Source organism: Burkholderia sp. Bp9140, from assembly GCF_003853425.1.
In the GTDB taxonomy this organism is placed as follows: Bacteria; Pseudomonadota; Gammaproteobacteria; order Burkholderiales; family Burkholderiaceae; genus Burkholderia.
The window spans coordinates 20,951-39,653 of sequence record NZ_QTPQ01000053.1 but is presented as its reverse complement, the minus strand read 5'-3'; the positions used below and the strand labels follow the sequence as shown (position 1 = coordinate 39,653).

Sequence of the window (18,703 nt, the reverse complement as noted above, 5' to 3'; positions counted from 1 at the left end):
CATGCGGCAGGCGCGGCATGGTGCGCTACTTGACCGTGATCGTGATCTTCTTCGAGTACACCGGCGGATCGTGCGGCACGTGGTCGTGGTCCCCCATCAGCATCTGCAGCGTGTGCTTGCCGGGTGGCAGCTCGATGCGCGCCTCGGTTTGACCGGCGCCGTAATGGAGGTGATTCCGGTCCGACGGTATCGGCTGGTCCAGCGGCGGGAGATCGGTATCGACGAGCAGATGATGATGGCCCACGTTGGCCCGCTCGATGCCTTTCGGGCAGATGCCCATGTTGCGCAGGCCCATGCGCACCCAGAACTTGCCGCCCGTGATCGTTGCACCGTCCGACGGCCAGATGATGTATGCCTCGGCGCCGGGCGGCGAAGGCGTACGCCCGGCGGCAAACGTGATCCTCGGCGCCAGGACGGTGGCGGCCAAAGCCAACAACGTAGCCCTTCTTCGCATCGTGTTGCTCCTCGCGTTGGTGGCGGCGCGCGGCGTCGGACAGTGGAGCGTGTCTAACAGCTTAGGACGTAATCGACAGGAAGACACATAACGATGTCCCAGGGTGATGGGCCGGCCGCGATGCGCGGACGCGTATGTTGTTTTTTGCAAAACCCGCGGGTGGATCCGGTGATCGCCGCGGATCGCACGTGCTATCTTGAATGTGTCCTGGCCGTGCCCGCCGCAAGCCGGCATTGCGCTCGCCGCGACCGGACACCCGGCAACGGCTGCGCTCCGCCTTCGGCACCTCGTCCGACGGCGCACCCTGGGGGGCCGAATATGTGGCGAATACTCTTGCCCGCATGCCTGCTTGCGTCGATCTCGGTGGCATCGAGCACCTGCTCCGGCGAGGACATGCATCCTTTTGCGGTGCCGCCGGCAGCTTCCGCGCGCGCCGGCTCGATCGAGCCGCATCGCGTCGCGCTCGTGATCGGCAACGGTGCATATCGCGACCATCCGCTCGCCAACCCCGTCCATGACGCCGATGCGATGGGCGATGCGCTGCAGGCGCTCGGCTTCGACGTCATCACGTTGCGCAATGCGACCCGGCGGCAAATGCTCGACGGGCTTGCCGCGTTCGAGCGCCGCATCGCGGCCAGCGGCACCGGGCTGGTCTATTTCGCGGGCCACGGCGCCAGCGCGGGTGGAAAGACATGGCTCGCACCGGTCGATGCCGACGTCGGCTCGCCGGCCGGCCTGTCGCGAACGGGTATCGACCTGCAAACCGTGTTCGATGCGACGTCGCGGCCACACGGCGACCGCATTGATCTGATCATTCTGGATTCCTGCCTGATAGCGCCCCCCGGTGCCGGCAACGTGGCGGCCCGCAAGCCACCGCCGCATACGCTCGTTGCCTACGCGGCCGCGCCTGGCGAAGGCGCGGCCGACGGTGCAACGCATGGTGTCTACACGGCGGCGCTGCTGCGGACGCTCGCGTTGCCGGGACTCGGTATCGCCCAGGTCCTTGACCGTGCCGGCGCGATGGTCGAACGCGCCACCGGGCATCGGCAGATACCCTGGATCGCGTCTTCCCTTTCCGATGCGGCAGCAACGTCTGCGCTCACCGGGTCGCGTCGTGCCGGAACCGGCGTGGTGCATTCCGGCGGCGGCACGGAGCAACGATCCGACGTGCTGGCCGACGTCGGCGTCGTCGCGCTCGATAGCCGGGGCGTGATGCCGAAAGACAGTGCCGAACAGTACGAAATGACGTTCTGGGAGTCGATCAAGGACAGCAAGGAGGCGGGCGATTACGAGGCCTATCTGAAGACTTACCCGAACGGCCGCTTCGCGCAGTTGGCGCAGGCCCGTCTCGCACGACTGCGCGCGGCCGCGCCCAAGGCGCCTGCGGCGTCCGCGCCCGCACCGACGGCGAGCTCCACGCCGGCACCGGCCCCCGCTTCGGCGCCGGCGCCTGCGCACACGCCCGGCTCACCGCCGAAGGCACCGCCTCCCGCCGCGGTGGCATCGCCATCGGCACCTCCGCAGAAAGGGGGTGCGGCGGCCGCCAATGAAATCCGGGATTGCCCTGCCTGCCCCGCCATGCTCGCGGTCAGTCCGGGGACGTTCGCAATGGGCAGCAATGCGGGCGATCCGTCGGAAAAACCGTCACATCGCGTGACGCTCGATCATTCCTTCGCGCTTGCGAAGTATGTGGTGACTGTCGCGCAATGGAACGCCTGCCGCGACGCAGGCGCCTGCCCGCGCCTGCCCGGCGACAGCAATACGGTCGCGAACGCGCCCGCGCGCGACCTGAGTTGGGACGATGCGCAACTGTACGTGAAGTGGCTGTCGAAAATAAGCGGCAAGTCTTACCGGCTGCCGACCGAGGCCGAATGGGAGTTCGCGGCGCGTGGCGGCACCGCAACGCGCTACTGGTGGGGCAACGAGATGCGCCCTGGCAACGCGAACTGCAAGGACTGCGGTCCGCCGTGGCGTGCCGATGCACCGGATAACGTCGGCTCGTTCGCGGCCAATCCGCTCGGTTTCTACGACATGGCGGGCGGCGTGTGGGAATGGGTCAGCGACTGCTGGCACAACTCGTACAAGAATGCGCCTGCCGATGGCCGCTCGTGGGACGAGCCGAACTGCCAGGTACGCGTCATCCGCGGCGGCTCGTGGAGGGATGGTGCGGCCTACATGCCAGTCTCGACACGCTTCAAATACGACAGCAGCGTCCGTTTTTCGGCAAACGGGTTTCGCGTGGCCCGGGACCTGAAGTAGATCGAACATGGCGAGCCATTCGCCAATCCGATGACCGACCCGGGCCGGGAAGCCGGTCATGCGCGCCGTCGTGCGTTCGGCGCGCATCGCCGTGTCAAGGTGCGGCGATCAGCGCCTGGACCAGATTGGCGGCCATCGGGCGCCCGAGGCCGGTGACGTAGTCGTATCCGACCGCCGCCGTGCAAAGCGTGCCGCATGCGCCGTTCGAGCCGCTGACGATGTCGCGGAAGTTCGCCGCGTAGGCGCCCGATGCGAGCCCGTACAGCACGCTCTGGATCGCGCCCACCGCGTTCAGCGTCGTCTTGCCGCGCGCGATGCGCAAGCTGTTCGCGATCGCGATCAACGCGGACCATTGCGGTGCGCCCGCGCTCGTACCGCCGACGACGAACCAGCCGCGCTGCCCCGCGTAGCCGTACGAGTCGTAGACCGCGAAGCCGGATGCCGGGTCGCTGTGGTACGCGACATCGGGCACGCCGCGCAGCCCGAGGCTATCCGATGGCGTCCCGAAGTTCGACTGATACGTCGGCTCCGCCTCGACCGCGCTCTGTCCGCCGCCGCTGCCGGCCCATGCCGTTTCGCCCGCGTAGGCGCCGCTCGCATCGGTCGCGATCGACGTGCCGCCGACGCCCAGCACATACGGCGACGCGGCCGGGTAGTCGATGCCATTACCACCGTCGCCGGACGCAGCGACGAACGACACACCGTTCGCGCTGGCGAACTGCCCGTCGAATTGCGTCTCGGCCAGGAATTCGGGGGCCCCCCAGCTGATCGACACGACCTTCGCGCCGAGCCCGCCCGGGGCCGGACTCGTCGCGAGCGCGATCGCGCTCATCAGGTCATCGAGCGAACTCGATGCGGCTTCGACCAGCACGATCCGCGCATTCGGTGCGATCGCGTGCGCCCACTGCACGTCGAGCGAGCTCTCGATCGCCCACAGTGCGTCGGGCGGAGGCGGACGCTTGTCGGGCGTCGCGTACACCTTCGAGAAGCAGCGCGGGGACGCGCACGGCGGCAGGCCGAACGTGCTGCTGAACAATCGCAGGTCCGCTTCGGCGTTCGGGTTGTCGTACGCGTCGACGATCGCGATGACCTGATCGTCGCCGCCGTAGCCGCGGGCCGGCAATTGATCGAACCCGTAGAAACGGCGGATCTGCTGCGGCGACAGGCCGACCGGGTTCCGTTTCGCGGATCCGTGCAGATGGAGCGGCGGCCGTGCAAACGCGCGCGGCGCCCGGGCCGCGGACTGCGCGAACGACACGCCGAGCGTGAGCGCGACGCTCGCCGATACGACGAGCATGCGCAGCCCACGCGTGAACGAAGCGCGCTTCATGGTGTTCCCCCGATGGCGAACCAGCCGACGTGCGTCAGTGCGCCTTCGTGCTCGTGAACGACAGCGACTTGCCCGTGCCCGCGATGACCAGCCAGTTGTTCGGATCGGTGCTCACGACTGTCGCGCTCCCGCTTTTCACGCTCGGCAACTGGTACGTGCTCTTCGGCAACAGCCAGGTCATGTCCTGCAGATTCGCCGGATGCGTCGCGCTGAACGTCCAGCTGGTGCCGGTATCGGTCGCCGTCCAGTTCACCAGCAGACGGCGCCGGTCGAACTGCGTGAGCTGGTCCATCGTGAACCACTTGAACTGGCCGGTCGTCGCGAGCGACGCTGCATAGCTGAGCAGCGTCGTGACGACGTTCGGATACCACGACGCGCCCAGCGGGTGCATGTAGATCAGCCGGCTCGTGCGGTTCGCGACGACGAAATCCATCAGCGACTGATACCAGTTCTGGACGTCTGTCGTCGGCACCGCGAATTCCTGGAACTCCTCGAACGTCGCATACTTGCCGAACGGCATCACCGGAAACGCCCAGATGCCCGGATTCAGCAGCGAACCGTTGCGATACGCGCGCGTTTGCGCATTGCCGGTATGGCCGGTGAAGTAGTAGCCGGAATAGCCGTTCGACTCGAGCCAGTTCACCGCCCACGTCGGCGTGTTGCCTTCCGGTGCCGCCCATTCGACGTCCGGCTTGCCCGTCACCGACTGGATCGCATTGTGGTTCAGCACCAGATATTGCGTGAACGTGCTCGCGTTCGTTTCGCTGGCGTTCGCCCCCCAGTAGTCGTGCGCCCAGCCACCGTGACTGCCGACCTTGTGCCCGCGCTTGAGCAGGAACGCGACCAGCTGCTTCGCCGGCGTATTGTTCGTCAGGTTGATCCCGAGCCGGTCGCCGAGTGTCACGTCGTCCGGACCGGCCGTCATCACGATCGAGTACGGGCCGCTGTTCCAGACGCCGAAATTCTTCAGGTACTGCGCCGGCTGGATCTGGTCTGCCGCGCAGAAGTGCCAGTTCAGGACCATCCCGGCCTGGGCGCGCGGCTGCAGCGACAGGTGCGGCATCGACAGGATGTTCGTCGTGAAGTAACGCAGGAAGCCGTGGATCGGCATGCTGTCGGTTTGTCCGTCGAGATACGCGAGCGGCAGGTTGACGAACATCACGCCGCCATTTCCATACACCTGATAGCCGGCGACGAGACCGAAGTTCGGTGACGTCAGCAGCGTCGTGCCGGTATACGTGCCTTGCGTGACGTAGCTCGGATAGGTGAGGAAGCCGTATACGTAGCCGGAAATTCCTTCGAGCACGTCCGTCGTCGCGGATGGCGAGGCAGTCACGAGCGACGTCGCACCCTTCACCGCCGTCGATACCGACGACAGCGTCGTCGATGTCGGCGAATACGATCCGGATCCGACCTTGCCCCCCGTCGACACGCGCCCGAGATTCAGCGGCAGGCCGCTCATGCGCCCGTTATCCATCTTGTACGTGAAATACGCCTGATGGTTGTAACCGGCAAGCCCGCCCGGGTTCGACGTGCTCGGCTGCAGGAAGAGCAGTTGATTCGTCGTCGAGCCGCTCGACGTGCTCGCCGTGGTCGCGGCCAACGCCGCTGCGGTCGTCGTCGAGCCGGACCATGTCATCGACTTCCCGGGCGGAATCTGCAGCGCGCGCAACGTGCTCCCCATCCCGGTCACCGGGCCGAGGCCGATCATGCTTCCGCCGAACGTATCGTAAAGCACGTAGTTGACGCCGGCCATCGAGCTGAACCGCGATTGACCGGCCGGATAGAAGCCCGCCTCGTTCAGTACACCGAAATCATAGACGAGCATCACGCGCCCGCCGTTCAGCGCGTAAGTCTGGATTGCGGTCACGAGCGTATCGTCGGCGGTCGTATGCACCTGGTCCGGCAGGATGAGCCCCTGATACTGCTGCAGCGACGTGCCGCCCTGCTTGAATTGCGTGTCGCTGATGAGCGAGATCTGCAGTCCCTCCTCCGCCGCCGAATCGAGCCACGCGGACACACGCGGGTCCGGCAGCGTGAAGTTGTCCGGCAGCAGCAACAGCAACTGGTTCGACAGTGCGCTTGCCCGACCGGGTGCGAACGTCATCACGCAAACGGTGAAGACGATCAGAAGGGCTCGTAGGGTTCGAATCGACTTGGCCAACATTGTGCTCTCCCGTCGGAGGTGGGATGACTGCCGATGCCCAACACGTTGCTTCCGGCGCGTTTCACACATCGTGATCGAGCGGCCGGCATCCGGGCCGTGTGGCCCCCATCGGCTAGCGGCGGCGAGCGAACGTGCCGCGTTTCGGACGCGGCCCCGGCGACGCATGCACGTCGATTCGTCGGACGATCACGAACGCGCGCGCGGCTATCGTTTCCACCACAACCCGTGAAGCTAACAACGTGCCAGTCTCGCAACCACGCCGCCGGGACAGCCTCCAGCCATGGAATGCGCCGGGCAAGGGAAAATCGCGCCAAAAACGTTACAGCGTCGATACGGCGTACGTGATAGCGCAATGGGACGGAGCCCACGGGGGCATCGCGATGGACGATGTGATGCGATTTGGCGCGGCGTCGCATGGGACGCGCGCGATCGCCACCGGCATTTGCTGGACATCGGCAAACGCGCCCAAAAATCAACGAAAAATGATTCTGACGTGCAACACCGGCGCTGCACGCGCGTGGACTGAGTAACCGTCTCCCGAGTCGAACCGGTTGGGCCGATGCGCACGGGACGCGTTCACGGGCCCTCGAGCATGACGTGTGGCCCATTTCGACCTTCCGCTCCCGCACCTATCGTACGGGTGAAGTGACGCGCCGGCTGGCCTCGCCCGGCGTCCGAACCCGACGCGATGCCGATCAACGATACAAGGAGCACGAAATGAGACTGTCTTACCTGACTGACGTGACCAGGAAGGTTTCCGAGGGATCACTGCAACAGGAGGTGCTGGATGCCACCGACGCGGCATTCGGTCGCCTTCCTGACGATCTCGATCGCATGGCGCAATTGCTCGCCGCACCGGACGGCACGATGTCCGCGCGGATCGCATTCCTGTTCGGCCGCGCCGACGAGACGACGCTGAACGGCGTTCGGCGCGTCATCGACCGCATGCGGCAGGTCATCTCGCGCAAGATCAGCTGGAGCTGCACGTGGTCCAAGCGAGGGCAACCCGACTACTACGCGTATGTCTTCACGAACGTCGACCCGATGCAGGCGGGCCAGTTGTTCGTCTATCTGGACGAGCGCTACAAGCTGGCGGAAGAGGACGGGCTCGACAATCGCTACCTCACGCTCGCGCATGAATTCTCCCATCTGGCCGCGAAGACGCTCGATCACGCGTACGCCCACGATTGCTTCTGGACGCCCGGCAAGCCCATGGGCAACTGCATCCGGTGGTCCGAGCACGATTCGTTGACGCCGTACGACCCGGATCGCGCGGTCGAGAATGCGGACTGCTACGGCTATCTCATGGCGGCGACGTTCCGGCGCACGGGAGCGCCTTGTCCGACGCCGTAATGTGCCACGGACCGAAATCGAATCACGCCGGCCGGCGGGCCACCGCCCGCTCCGGCTCTCCCTGCGGCACGACCAGCACCGCCACGGCGTCAGCCCAGTCTCGAGGACCGCGGCACGGCAATCGCGCCCTGCGGGCCGCCGCCGGGACCGCCTCCCCCGCCGCCGTATCCACCCGGACCGCCGTGCCCGCCCGGGCCGCCCGGGCCGCCGGGGCCGCCGGGGCCGAAACAGTACGGCCACCAGCAGCACCCGCCGAGCATCAGCATCAGTGCACTCAGACCGACGATTGCAAGCGTTTTTCTCATGGCTGTCTCCGTTGTCGTTCAGTGATGCGGACCAAGCAGGACGCCTGCGATCACACCGGTCGCGATCGCCGCCAGCACGAAGTCGCCATTGACCTGCAGCCACTGGTAACCCGCGGGTGGCGGCTGAAGATCATGTGCCTGCCAGTCGTCGAGCACGTACTTCTGTCCACGGTAGTCATTCGGCACGCGGCCGCCGCGATGCCAGTCGCTGTGCGGAACCGGACCGGCCACGCGATGGGGCGGTCCATCGGGACGATCGGCATGCGCGCCTGGCGGCGGCCCGTCGGGACGGCCTGCACGGTCTGCGGGCGGCGGTGCGTCCGGTCGGCCCGGATTGTCATGCTGTTGATGGCCGGAGACTGCGTCGGGGCGATCGCTGTCCATGCCTTGTTGCGCGAACGTGGCAAGCGGCATGCTTGACATGGTCACCGCGACGAGAAGAATCGTTGCCTGCTTTTTCAAGATGTTTGTCCTCCCGGAAGCAAATACGACACGGCGTATGCTCCCAAAAGCACGCACGGGAATGGTTACGGCGGATTACCCCGGACTTCCGCGCATGACCTCGCCGCAACGAAGCCGGCAAGCGCTTCGGCCGGCCGGGCGCGATCGAACCCGGATCGCTCGCAGCGCGAGCGATCCGTCGGTCGGACATCGTGGAGATCAGCTCCCGTCGCCTTCGAGCTCGAACCGGTATCCGACGCCGTAGATCGAGCGTATGAAGTCGTGATCGGGACGCACGGCCTGCAGCTTGCGCCGCAGGTTCTTCACGTGACTGTCGACGGTCCGGTCGGTCACGACCCGGTGGTCGTCATACAGCCGGCGCAGCAACTGGTCGCGCGGATAGATCCGCCCCGGCGTCGATCGCAACAGCGACAGCAGTCGCAGCTCGACCGGCGTCAGGTTCAGGTCCCTGCCGTCGAGCCGGGCGATGTGATGGTCCGGATCGACGACGAACGCGGAGGGTTCGCCGGCCCGCGCCGGGCGGATCGTGCCGTCGACTCGCCGCAGGATCGCCTTGACCCGCGCGACGACCTCGCGCGGACTGAACGGTTTGCACACGTAATCGTCGGCGCCCAGTTCGAGGCCGAGCAGGCGGTCGATCTCGTCGACGCGCGCGGTCAGCATGACGATCGGCACCGCCGAAAACGTGCGCAGCTCCCGGCAGACGTCGAGCCCGCCGCGGCCCGGCAGCATCAGGTCGAGCAGCACGAGCAACGGCTCGTGCCGCTGCACGTGGGGCACCACCTCGCGCCCGTCCGCAAGGATGCGGGTCTCGTAGCCCTCCGCCTTCAGGTAGTCGGCGAGCAGCGCCGACAGTTTCGGCTCGTCTTCGACGATGAGGATATGGGCGGGGGTCGCGTCAGCGTTCATGGTGCAAACCGGCAAGAGGAAAGCGCATGCGAATCCACAGCCCGCCGTACGGCGAGCGCATGGCGGCGATCGTACCGCCATGCGCGTCGACGATGTGCTTGCACAGCGCAAGCCCGAGCCCCGAGCCGCCGCTCTGCCGGCTGCGCGATGCGTCGACGCGGAACAAGCGGTCGAACAGATGCGGGAGCAGCGGCTCGGGGACTGCAGGGAACGAGTCCTGCACGTCGACATTCAGCCAGCCGTCGCCGGGTTCGACCGCTATGCGTACCTTGCCCCCCGGATCGGTGTAGCGCAGCGCGTTTTCGAGCAGGTTCTGCATCAATTGCGTGAGACGGTACGGATCGCCGGAGATCTGCACCGGCTCCGCCGGAATCTCCAGCTCGAGATCGAGCCGCTTCGACGCGAGCCGCTCGCGGAACGCCTCGGTCGCCCCCTCGGCAAGGTGCGCGAGATCGACGGGCAGGCTCTCGAACGTCAACGCGCCGATGTCGGCGAGCGACAATTCGTGGAGATCGCTGATCAACTGGTTCAGCATCGAAATTTCCGCCTGTAGCGACGCGAACGTCGCCGCGCTCGGCGGACGGACACCGTCTTCGAGCGCCTCGAGCTCGCCGCGCAGGATCGCGAGCGGCGTGCGCAGTTCGTGCGAAATGTCGGCGATGAAATCGCGCCGTGCCCGCGCGGACGATTCGAGCGATGCGGCAAGCTGGTTGAAATCGCCGGCAAGCTGGCCGAACTCGTCGCCGCCCAGTTCGGGAATCCGCACCGTGTAGTCGCCGCTCGCGAGCAGGTGGCCCGCGTCGACCATGCGCCGCACGGGCGCCAGGAACGCGCGGGTGAGCACGACCGCGAGCAGCGCCGCCAGCAAGGCCGCCGCGCCGACGATGATCCAGGTCATCCGGAGCTGCTCCGCCCGGAATTGCAGATCCGCGGCATGGAACGGCCCCCCGCGGTCGTCGGCAAACAACCAGCCGACCGTCTTGCCATCGACCTTCAGCGGGCGCAGCGGCGCACCGGGCGGCGGTGGCGGCCCCATGCCCGCGATGCGCCGGCGGTCGGCGTCGTACAGGATCGCCGGCGGCCCCCTGCGAAAGTCGGGCGCCACGGGATCCGGCAACGCACGCCGCTCAGGCGGCGGGGAAAATTCCCCGGGCCCGGCGGCCGGCGCGTCCATCATCTTCGGCGGGCCCGGCGGACCGGGCGGCACATCGAACGGACCGCCGTCGATCGCATCGATGAACCCGGCCCACGCACGTGGGCCGTCGGTCACGAACGTCCAGTTCCGATGCGCCGCGTACGTCCGTTCGAGACGTTGCGCGAGCTGGTCGCTCCGTGTCGCGTTGCGGCTCGTCACGTAGTCGCGAAAGTTGTTCTCGAAGCTGATCCGCTGCGCCACGCCCATCGCGACTGCCGCAACGGCGCACGGCACGAGGATGGCGAGGAACAGTTTCGATGCGATGCCAAGTTTCATAAGCGATTTAGCGCGCCTGACGCGCGTCGTGCCGGGATTGTCCCCAAATTGGATCGGCGCGTGGCGCCCCCCGCGCGATTTCCACAATTTCTCCTCAATTTACCCATTCTCATTCCCCAATTGCTTTCTAAGCTGCCACGCATTCGGCATCGCGACGCATCCCGCCATCCGTCGCAATACGCCGCGCCCTCCTTTCGACCATCCATACCGTCGATTCGCCATGACTACCCATATCCTCGTCGTCGAACCCGACCAGATCGTGCGCGACATGCTTCGTGCCTGTTTTCACAAGTACCAGATCGAGATGTCCGTCCTGTACGATCCATCGTTGCTGCTGGACCGGATGGAGAAAGAGATACCGTCCGCCATCGTACTGCGTGCCGGCCAACCGGTCAGCGACGCCCACGGGACGATCGGCCGCTTGCGCCAGGCCGGCCACGACATGCCGGTGATCGTGCTCAGCCGTTCGCCGGACATCGCGGACAAGGTCCTCGCGCTCGAGTTCGGTGCGGACGATTACCTGGTCGACCCGATCAACCCGACCGAGCTGGCCGCGCGGATTCGCAGCGTGCTGCGACGCTTCAACGCGAGCCCGCAGGCAACCCCCGAAATACGGGAGTGCTACCGGTTCGGCGATATCGAAGTGGATTTTCTCGCCCGGCGCGTCTACCGGGCCGGCCGCGATCTCGGCCTGCGCGAGAGCGAATTCGCGCTGCTCAAGGTATTCGTCCTGCATCCGATGCGTGCGCTGTCCAGGACGAACATGCTGTCGCTGCTCGGCAAGACCGAGCTCGACCAGTCGGAACGCGGGCTCGACGTGCTGGTGTTCCGGCTGCGCGCGCTGATCGAGCAGGCGACGGACAGCCATCGCTACATTCAGACCATGCGCGGCAAGGGCTACATTTTCGTGCCGCACCCGGCGTCGTTGCGGTTCAGGAATTGACCTCCGCTGTAGCGGCCGCCTCCCGATACCTGATACCGGTTTACCGATCCCCGCGCCGGACACCCTGGCGGCGCCCGTCCGATCCGGCGGGCGTCGTCCCGGCCCGCGTCAGAACGACGTGCCGATCTGAAACTGGAACTTCTGATACTTGTCGTCGCTGTGGCGCACGATCGGAAAACCGAGACTCAACTTCAGCGGTCCGATCGGCGAGATCCACGACAGCCCCGCGCCATACGAATATCGCAGTCCGTTCGCGCCCGTGCTGCTGCCTTCGTTGCCCCAGACGTTGCCGCCGTCGACGAACGTGAACACGCGCAACGTGCGGTCGTAACCCGATCCCGGCAGCGGAATCGACAGCTCGATGTTGCCCACGACGAGCTTCGATCCGCCGATCGGGTCGCCGGTCTTCGTGTCGCGCGGGCCGAGCGAACTCGTCTCGTAGCCGCGCACGGAGCCGATCCCGCCCGCATAGTAGTTCTCGAAGATCGGGTACGGCTTGCCGCCCAGGCCGGCGCCGTAGCCGCCCTGCACGTTGAAGCCGAGCACGTAGCCGCGCGCGAACGAATAGTAATACTGGGCATTGACGTCGGCCTTGTAGTATTGCGTCTTCGTCGCCGGCGTCCCGTATTCGGACGACGCCTGCATGTAATAGCCGCGGCTCGGCGTCAGCGCACTGTCGCGCGCATCGTGTGACCAGCTGACCGATACCGGCACGGTGGTCGACACGTTGCCGAACGAATTGACGTAGTCGAGATAGCTCTGCGGCGTGCTCGAATCCGTCGTCAGCCGGTGCTGCTCGATCCCCGTGCCGAAATAGACCCTGTCCGTCTCGGAGAACGGAATCCCGAACTTCAGGTTCGCGCCGGCGGTAACGATCCGGAAGCTGGTGTCGCTCGACGACGAGTAATAGAGCGGAAACGTCGTCCGGTAATAGACGCTCGTGATCCGCTGGATGCCGTCGATCGTGAAATACGGGTCGGTCTGCGTGACCGTCAGCGTGCGGTAGCTCTTCGCGGTATTCACCGTCACCCCGAGGCTCGTGCCCGAACCGAATACGTTGTCCTGCGTCACGCCGGCGGTCAGCACGACCTTGTCCGACGACGACAGGCCGCCGCCGAGCGTAATCGATCCGGTCGGTTTTTCGGCGACCTTCACTTGCAGGTCGACCTGATCCGGCGTCCCTTCGACCGGTGCGGTCGACACGTCGACATCGGTGAAGTAACCGAGCCGGTTGACCCGGTCCTTCGACAGCGTGATCCGGTTCGAGTCGAACCATGCGTCCTCGAACTGGCGCATCTCGCGGCGGATCACTTCGTCGCGCGTGCGCGAGTTGCCGACGATGTTTACGTGGCGCACGTAGACACGCTTGCCCGGATCCACCGCGAGCGTCAGCCCGACCCGGTGCGTCGCCTGGTCGATATCGGGCTGCGCGTTCACTTTCGCAAACGCATAGCCGTACTCGCCGAGCTTGTCGACGATCGCCTTCGTCGCCTGCTGCAACCTTTCGGCCGAGAAGCGCTCGCCCGCCCTCACGGTCACCAGCCTGCGCAGTTCCGCGTCGCGGCCGAGGAGATCGCCGGACAGCCGGATCGCCGATACGGTGTACGGTTCGCCTTCGTGAACGGAGAGCGTCAGGAACATGTCCTTCCGGTCCGGCGAAATCGAGACTTGCGTCGAATCGATGGTGAACTCCAGATAGCCGCGGTTCAGGTAGTACGCGCGGACGTTTTCGAGGTCGCCCGTCAGTTTCTCCTTCGAATACAGGTCGTTCTTCGTGTACCAGCTCGACCACGTCGGCGTCGACAGCTGCATTTCCCCGAGCAGCGTGTTCGTGGAGAACGCCTTGTTGCCGATGAAGCTGACCTGGCGGATCTTGGCGCTCGGGCCTTCCGCGACCGAGAACAGCAACGCTACGCGGTACGCATCGAGCGGCGTGACCGTGGTCTTCACCTCGGCCGCGTAGTACCCGCGCGTCAGGTACTGGCGCTTCAGCTCCTGCTCGGCCCGCTGAAGCAGCGCACGGTCGCAGGGCATGCCCGGCGCCAGCCCGACGGACTTCATCGCCTTGTTCAGGTTGTCCTTGTCGAATTCCCGCGTGCCGTCGAAATCGACCTCGGCGATCGTCGGCCGCTCGACCACGTCGATCACGAGCACGCCGTCGCCGATCGACACCTTGACGTCGCTGAAGAAGCCCGTCGCATACAACGTGCGAATGAGGGCCGCCCCCTGTTCTTCCGTGAACGTGTCGCCGATCCTGACCGGCAGGTACGAGCCGATCGTGCGCGCTTCGATGCGCTTGAGCCCGTTGAGGCGGATATCGCGAATCGTCGCCGGCTGCGCGCCATGCGCATAGCCGGACGCGATTCCGCCGGAGAGCAGCACACCCAGTGCGGCAAATCTCTTCAGTGCTTGATTGAACATGCGGATGATCGATGAAAGTCGAGCGGCCAAGTGTAGGAGTCGACCTTCCCGCTTCGGTTACACCGCGATCACGCGGACGTTTCCTTCGATTTCCGCATGTTTCCCGCGGGAAGACCCGCGCGGTGCGATGCCGGCACCGCACCGGCGTGCGCCGCACGTTGCGCGGCATGCCGGATACGGCGGTGGCCGGTGTGGCGGTGCGCCGCGGTCGAGCCGACGGCCGATTGCCGCCGTAACGTGCGGAAACATCTATGCACGACCGCGTAAATCTACTGAATTGCCCGTTGCGATCTAATGCGCTTCGACCGGGATCGCCGATGCCGGTCTCACGGCGAAACAGGCATCGCGAGGACGGAACCTGTTTATCCGCTTTTCATTGCTTCGGAGAATTAAATGAAAAAATCACTTCTTGCCGCCGGCGTTTTCGGCCTGTGCGCCGCAAACACGTATGCACAAAGTTCGGTGACGCTGTACGGGATCATCGATGCGGGCGTGACCTACACCAGCAACGCGGGAGGAAAAAGCAGCGTGGCGGCCACGAGCGGCGTGCTGAGCGGCAGCCGGTTCGGCCTGAAGGGCAGCGAAGATCTCGGCGGTGGCCTGAAGGCGATCTTCACGCTCGAAAACGGCTTCGACGTGATGAACGGCAAGCTCGGCCAGAACAGCCGCCTGTTCGGCCGCCAGGCGTTCGTCGGCCTGTCGAGCGACCGGTTCGGCACGCTGACGCTCGGCCGTCAATACGACTCCATCGTCGATACGCTTGGTGCACTGGAAATGTCGGGGATTTCTCATCCGTACGACAACGACAACGTCCAGGATTCGTTCCGCGTCAACAACGCGGTCAAGTATCAGAGTGTGGACTACGGCGGTCTGACGTTCAGCGGCCTGTACGGCTTCTCGAATTCCACCGGCTTCTCGAACAATCGCGCATACAGCTTCGGTGCGTCCTATCACTACGGCGGCCTCAACGTCGGTGCGGGATACCTGAATCTCGGCCGCCCCGGCTCGACCACCAATACGAGCGGCGCGGTGTCCGACGACACGACGTTTACGGCCAGCGGACAACGAACCTGGGGGCTGGGCGCGAACTACTCGTTCGGCGCGGCGACCGTCGGCGCGCTCTTCACGCAGACGCGCCTGAGCGGCCTGATCGGCATCGGCGCCTCCGCCTCGGGCACGTCGGACGGCCTGTCGTTCAGCAGCGGCGGCGCACGCTTCAACAACTACGAGGTGCAGGCGCGCTACAACTTCACGCCCGCGTTCAGCGTGACGGGGGCCTATACCTATACCGACGGCCAGATCGACGGCGTGCGGCCGAAGTGGAACCAGGCCGGCCTGACGGCCGACTACGCGCTGTCGAAGCGCACCGATGTGTATCTGCGGGGCGTGTATCAGCACGTGCACGGCGCGGGCGACAGCGGCATCACCGCATCGATCGACGGGCTGAGCGCATCGAGTTCGAATCACCAGGCGATCGTCACGGTCGGCCTGCGGCACAGCTTCTGACCGGTTGACGCATACGCCGCGCTTCGGCGCGGCGGCCGGCCGTCCCGTTCCCCACGTCATGCCGAATCGGACAACGGAACGGTCACGCCTTCGCGACACGCGAAGGCAGCTTCCCCCCTTTCAGACATGCGAGACGAGGTCGATCATGACTCGGTATCTTTCAGCGAGCATCCTTGCGGTGGTGCTCAAAAGCAGTTCGTCGCCGGCGGCATTCGTGCTGCTGCAGCAAACCGGCAGCATCGCGCGGATTGCCACGCCTGCGCGGCGCCTGGCGATGCCGGCCGCATGCGTCGCGTGGCCGGGAGAGGCGCCCCATGGCTGAATTCGCGACGCTCAGGATGTGCTCGGTCCGCGCGATGGAAATGTCGGAGGACGGCGAATTCCTGCTGGTGCACGGCGCGCATTCGACGCTCTCGCTGCATCGCTCGACGTTCAATGCGTTGCTGGTCGCGCTGCCGAATGCAATCGAGCACTCGGCGCGGCTCGCGAACGGGAACGACGACGCGCGTTTCGCGCTGCCGACGACCGGCTGGGAAATCGGCCGGATCGACGACACGCCGCACGTGTTCGTCCGCTTTCATCTGCAAGGCGGGCCCGCCCTCGGCTTTTCCGTTCCGGGCGGACAAGTGCCGGCCATGCTCGAGGCGCTCTGCAAGGCCGCCGGCATCGCGTCCATTCTGGCGCCGCCGCCCGGCGCGACCTTCCAGTGACGCCGCCCGACACGGACGTCATCCGCCACGTCGTCGCATACGCTTTCTCGCCGGATCGTTTCTCTTGAATTCACGTTCTCTGCCGGGCCGCCCGCGAGTGAAACCGCTCGTATGGCTGCTGCTCCACCTGCCGTGGTGCATCGTGCACGCGCAAACGGACGCAGGGCCCGACTGGACCCTGCGCTCCGCTGCCACACTTGCCGATCATCCCGCTTCGACCGGGCAACGCCCCGCGACGATCGCGCTCGGCGACGCGGCAAGCACCACCGCCGACACCGACGTCGCCCTCAAGGGCCATGCCGAGTTGCGCCGCGATCATTCGGTCGTCAAGGGCAATGCGATTCACTACGCGTTCGACACCGACGTCGCCGACGCATACGGCGACGTCGTGCTCGCGGACAGCGGGCGCCTCTTCTTCGGACCGGAAGCCCATTTCCGCATCGACGCGAACCAGGGCTACATCGTCGCACCGACATATCGCTTCACGTTGAACGGCGGCCGCGGCAGCGCGGCGCGCATCGATGTCGTCGACGCCGAACGCACGTCCGTCGAGCATGGCACCTACACGACCTGTGCGTGCGGCGATCGGCCGGACTGGTACCTGAAGGCGTCGCGCTTCGACATCGACAGCGGCGACGATACCGGCGTCGCGCGCAACGGCGTGCTGTTCTTCCAGGGGGTGCCGGTCTTCGCGAGCCCATGGCTGTCGTTTCCCCTGTCGAGCGCGCGACGCACCGGGCTCCTGCCGCCGACGGTCTCGTACGATTCGACCGACGGCGTCGAGGTCACCCAGCCGATCTACGTGAATCTGGCGCCGAACTACGACCTGACGCTGACGCCGCGCACCATGCAGCGACGCGGCACGATGCTCGGCGCCGACTATCGTTATCTATCGCCCACCTACAGCGGCGAACTGGCGATCGCATACCTGCCCGATGACCGGCTGACCCGCACGAATCGCTATTCGCTGCACTTCAGGCACGACTGGAACATCGGCAACGGATTCGGATTCCATCTGTACGGCGACCGCGTGTCGGATGCGTCGGCGGCGTCGACACTGGCATCGTCCGGCACGGCCGCGTCGTCGACGCTGTACCGCCAGGAAGCCGGTCTGACCTATTCGCACGCGCCGTGGTCCGTTCTGTTCAGGGTCCAGCACTGGCAATCGTTCGACAGCACGACGATCTATTCCAGCGAGCCGCAATTGAACGTACGCTACGCGCGGTACAACGCCGGCGGTTTCGACTTCGGCATGGAGGCCGATGCGACACGCTTCCGGTCGACCGTCTCCGGCACGACACAGGGCAATCGCTTCGTGTTCGATCCGTATGTCGCATACTCGGTCGAGCGCCCCGGCTGGTTCTTCACGCCGAAACTGAAATGGCATTTCGCGAGCTACGACCTCACGTCGATCGGCAGCGACGCGCCGAGCGGCCAGCCGAAGCGGTTCGACGTGAACGTGCCGACCTTGACCGTCGATACCGGGCTGCGCTTCGAGCGCGGCGTGAGCCTGTTCGGGCACGCCTATCTGCAGACGCTCGAACCGCGCCTCTTTTACGTCTATACGCCGTATCGCAACCAGTACCATGCACCGCTGTTCGATACGGCCGTGACGGACTTCGGGATCGGGGAGCTGTTCTCCGACAATACGTTCGTCGGGCACGACCGCATTGCCGATGCGAACCGGATCACCGCGGCGCTCACGTCGCGCCTGATCGAGCCGGCCACGGGCGACGAGCGTGCCCGTTTCGTCCTCGCCCAGCAGTACGACTTCAAAGCGCCCAAGGTCACGCTGACGTCGAGCGATTCGACGTCGACGTTCTCGCGCACGGGGCTCGTGGCCGGCGCCTCATACAAGCTCGGCGCCGGCTTCAACGCCGAGCAGGCCGCGCAGTACGACGAGATCAACGATTATCTGCGGCGTGCATCGATCGGCTTCGGCTGGTCGCCCGGCGAGCAGCGGGTCCTGAACATGTCGTATCGCTACAACCGCGCGGTCGATTATTCGTACGCGAGCGAAGACGTCGAGCCGGTCAGCCAGGCGGTGCTGGCCGCGCAGTGGCCGCTGACGCAGCATCTGTCGGCGGTCGCCCGTCTCGACTACGATCTGCACGCGCGCCGCCTGCGAACCGGGCTGGTCGGCATCCAGTACGACGCGTCGTGCTGGAGCCTCGGCGTGGCCGGCGAAAAGTACCTGTACGCGACGAGTTCCACCAGTACCACGTCCGGCACGCGGATCATGGTGCAACTGCAATTGAAGGGGCTGGGGGCGACCGACAACGGATTGCAGAAGCAATTTTCAGCGGCGGTGCCGGGTTACACGGCGCCTCCCTTGCAACAGGAAGGCAGCGATCGGTTCACCGATCTGCCTTGAGGCACTTGAGCCCGGCAAGCCGGATTTGCCCGCCCGGCG

General features: G+C 65.8%; 14 protein-coding genes and 1 pseudogene. 8 read left to right on the top strand and 7 right to left on the bottom strand.

The genetic code is table 11. The features are described 5' to 3' along the window. Positions 1–25: 25 nt before the first annotated feature. A complete protein-coding gene (locus DIE21_RS32805) occupies positions 26–454 on the bottom strand; it encodes a DUF4399 domain-containing protein (protein ID WP_124501571.1) in 429 nt (142 codons plus the stop codon). A gap of 93 nt (positions 455–547) precedes the next feature. On the opposite strand from DIE21_RS32805, the pseudogene DIE21_RS38355 reads away from it, so the two are divergent. After that, a pseudogene (locus DIE21_RS38355) lies at positions 548–1,474 on the top strand (caspase domain-containing protein); the annotation flags it as partial. Beyond that, positions 1,475–2,713, top strand: a complete 1,239-nt coding sequence (locus DIE21_RS38350; protein ID WP_409364667.1) for a formylglycine-generating enzyme family protein — start codon at positions 1,475–1,477, stop codon at positions 2,711–2,713. A gap of 94 nt (positions 2,714–2,807) precedes the next feature. Here DIE21_RS38350 and DIE21_RS32795 read toward each other — a convergent pair whose 3' ends face one another. Together DIE21_RS32795 and DIE21_RS32790 are read right to left on the bottom strand one after the other, a co-directional pair. After that, complete coding sequence (locus tag DIE21_RS32795; protein WP_124501570.1) at positions 2,808–4,043, bottom strand: S53 family peptidase; 1,236 nt, start codon at positions 4,041–4,043, stop codon at positions 2,808–2,810. A 34-nt stretch (positions 4,044–4,077) separates the two neighbouring features. Next, positions 4,078–6,210 carry a polysaccharide deacetylase family protein gene (locus tag DIE21_RS32790; protein WP_124501569.1) on the bottom strand — a complete coding sequence of 711 codons (2,133 nt, stop codon included), beginning with the start codon at positions 6,208–6,210 and terminating at the stop codon, positions 4,078–4,080. Between the two features lie 717 nt (positions 6,211–6,927). Between DIE21_RS32790 and DIE21_RS32785 the strand changes: the two genes are divergently transcribed. Continuing rightward, the gene (locus DIE21_RS32785) at positions 6,928–7,563 is read left to right on the top strand and encodes a M35 family metallo-endopeptidase (RefSeq protein WP_124501568.1); all 636 of its coding nucleotides are present in this window, start codon (positions 6,928–6,930) and stop codon (positions 7,561–7,563) included. 323 nt (positions 7,564–7,886) lie between these two features. On the opposite strand, the gene DIE21_RS32775 is transcribed toward DIE21_RS32785, so the two are convergent. From DIE21_RS32775 to DIE21_RS32765, 3 genes are all read right to left on the bottom strand, one after another. Continuing rightward, entirely contained in the window at positions 7,887–8,330 is a 444-nt protein-coding gene (locus DIE21_RS32775; protein ID WP_260432576.1) for an RcnB family protein, read from the bottom strand. A gap of 198 nt (positions 8,331–8,528) precedes the next feature. Continuing rightward, positions 8,529–9,239 carry a response regulator gene (locus DIE21_RS32770; protein WP_124501566.1) on the bottom strand — a complete coding sequence of 237 codons (711 nt, stop codon included), beginning with the start codon at positions 9,237–9,239 and terminating at the stop codon, positions 8,529–8,531. Then, positions 9,229–10,710 carry an ATP-binding protein gene (locus tag DIE21_RS32765; protein ID WP_124501565.1) on the bottom strand — a complete coding sequence of 494 codons (1,482 nt, stop codon included), beginning with the start codon at positions 10,708–10,710 and terminating at the stop codon, positions 9,229–9,231. The genes DIE21_RS32770 and DIE21_RS32765 overlap by 11 nt, the downstream gene beginning before the upstream one ends. A 220-nt stretch (positions 10,711–10,930) precedes the next feature. On the opposite strand from DIE21_RS32765, the gene DIE21_RS32760 reads away from it, so the two are divergent. After that, a complete protein-coding gene (locus tag DIE21_RS32760; protein WP_124501564.1) occupies positions 10,931–11,653 on the top strand; it encodes a winged helix-turn-helix domain-containing protein in 723 nt (240 codons plus the stop codon). A 108-nt stretch (positions 11,654–11,761) separates the two neighbouring features. On the opposite strand, the gene bamA is transcribed toward DIE21_RS32760, so the two are convergent. Next, positions 11,762–14,074 carry an outer membrane protein assembly factor BamA gene (gene bamA, locus DIE21_RS32755; protein WP_124501563.1) on the bottom strand — a complete coding sequence of 771 codons (2,313 nt, stop codon included), beginning with the start codon at positions 14,072–14,074 and terminating at the stop codon, positions 11,762–11,764. Positions 14,075–14,467: 393 nt separating this feature from the next. On the opposite strand from bamA, the gene DIE21_RS32750 reads away from it, so the two are divergent. The 4 genes from DIE21_RS32750 (at position 14,468) to DIE21_RS32745 (ending at position 18,664) form a co-directional block, all read left to right on the top strand. After that, on the top strand, positions 14,468–15,580 hold the full coding sequence (locus DIE21_RS32750; RefSeq protein WP_124501562.1) for a porin: 1,113 nt from the start codon (positions 14,468–14,470) through the stop codon (positions 15,578–15,580). 145 nt (positions 15,581–15,725) lie between these two features. Further along, a complete protein-coding gene (locus DIE21_RS37425) occupies positions 15,726–15,902 on the top strand; it encodes a hypothetical protein (protein ID WP_185640734.1) in 177 nt (58 codons plus the stop codon). Next, entirely contained in the window at positions 15,895–16,290 is a 396-nt protein-coding gene (locus DIE21_RS38055; protein WP_260426809.1) for a hypothetical protein, read from the top strand. The genes DIE21_RS37425 and DIE21_RS38055 overlap by 8 nt, the downstream gene beginning before the upstream one ends. A 64-nt stretch (positions 16,291–16,354) precedes the next feature. Beyond that, positions 16,355–18,664, top strand: coding sequence for an LPS-assembly protein LptD (locus tag DIE21_RS32745; RefSeq protein ID WP_260432575.1), 2,310 nt, complete (start codon positions 16,355–16,357; stop codon positions 18,662–18,664). Positions 18,665–18,703 lie beyond the last annotated feature (39 nt).

What these genes read in the sequence shown, in the direction of transcription:
- DIE21_RS32805 (WP_124501571.1), bottom strand. Translation starts at nt 454, where the DNA reads ATGCGAAGAAGGGCTACGTTGTTGGCTTTGGCCGCCACCGTCCTGGCG.
- DIE21_RS37425 (WP_185640734.1), top strand. Translation starts at nt 15,726, where the DNA reads ATGACTCGGTATCTTTCAGCGAGCATCCTTGCGGTGGTGCTCAAAAGC.
- DIE21_RS32765 (WP_124501565.1), bottom strand. Translation starts at nt 10,710, where the DNA reads ATGAAACTTGGCATCGCATCGAAACTGTTCCTCGCCATCCTCGTGCCG.
- DIE21_RS32760 (WP_124501564.1), top strand. Translation starts at nt 10,931, where the DNA reads ATGACTACCCATATCCTCGTCGTCGAACCCGACCAGATCGTGCGCGAC.
- DIE21_RS38055 (WP_260426809.1), top strand. Translation starts at nt 15,895, where the DNA reads ATGGCTGAATTCGCGACGCTCAGGATGTGCTCGGTCCGCGCGATGGAA.
- DIE21_RS38350 (WP_409364667.1), top strand. Translation starts at nt 1,475, where the DNA reads ATGGTCGAACGCGCCACCGGGCATCGGCAGATACCCTGGATCGCGTCT.
- DIE21_RS32750 (WP_124501562.1), top strand. Translation starts at nt 14,468, where the DNA reads ATGAAAAAATCACTTCTTGCCGCCGGCGTTTTCGGCCTGTGCGCCGCA.
- bamA (WP_124501563.1), bottom strand. Translation starts at nt 14,074, where the DNA reads ATGTTCAATCAAGCACTGAAGAGATTTGCCGCACTGGGTGTGCTGCTC.
- DIE21_RS32795 (WP_124501570.1), bottom strand. Translation starts at nt 4,043, where the DNA reads ATGAAGCGCGCTTCGTTCACGCGTGGGCTGCGCATGCTCGTCGTATCG.
- DIE21_RS32770 (WP_124501566.1), bottom strand. Translation starts at nt 9,239, where the DNA reads ATGAACGCTGACGCGACCCCCGCCCATATCCTCATCGTCGAAGACGAG.
- DIE21_RS32785 (WP_124501568.1), top strand. Translation starts at nt 6,928, where the DNA reads ATGAGACTGTCTTACCTGACTGACGTGACCAGGAAGGTTTCCGAGGGA.
- DIE21_RS32790 (WP_124501569.1), bottom strand. Translation starts at nt 6,210, where the DNA reads ATGTTGGCCAAGTCGATTCGAACCCTACGAGCCCTTCTGATCGTCTTC.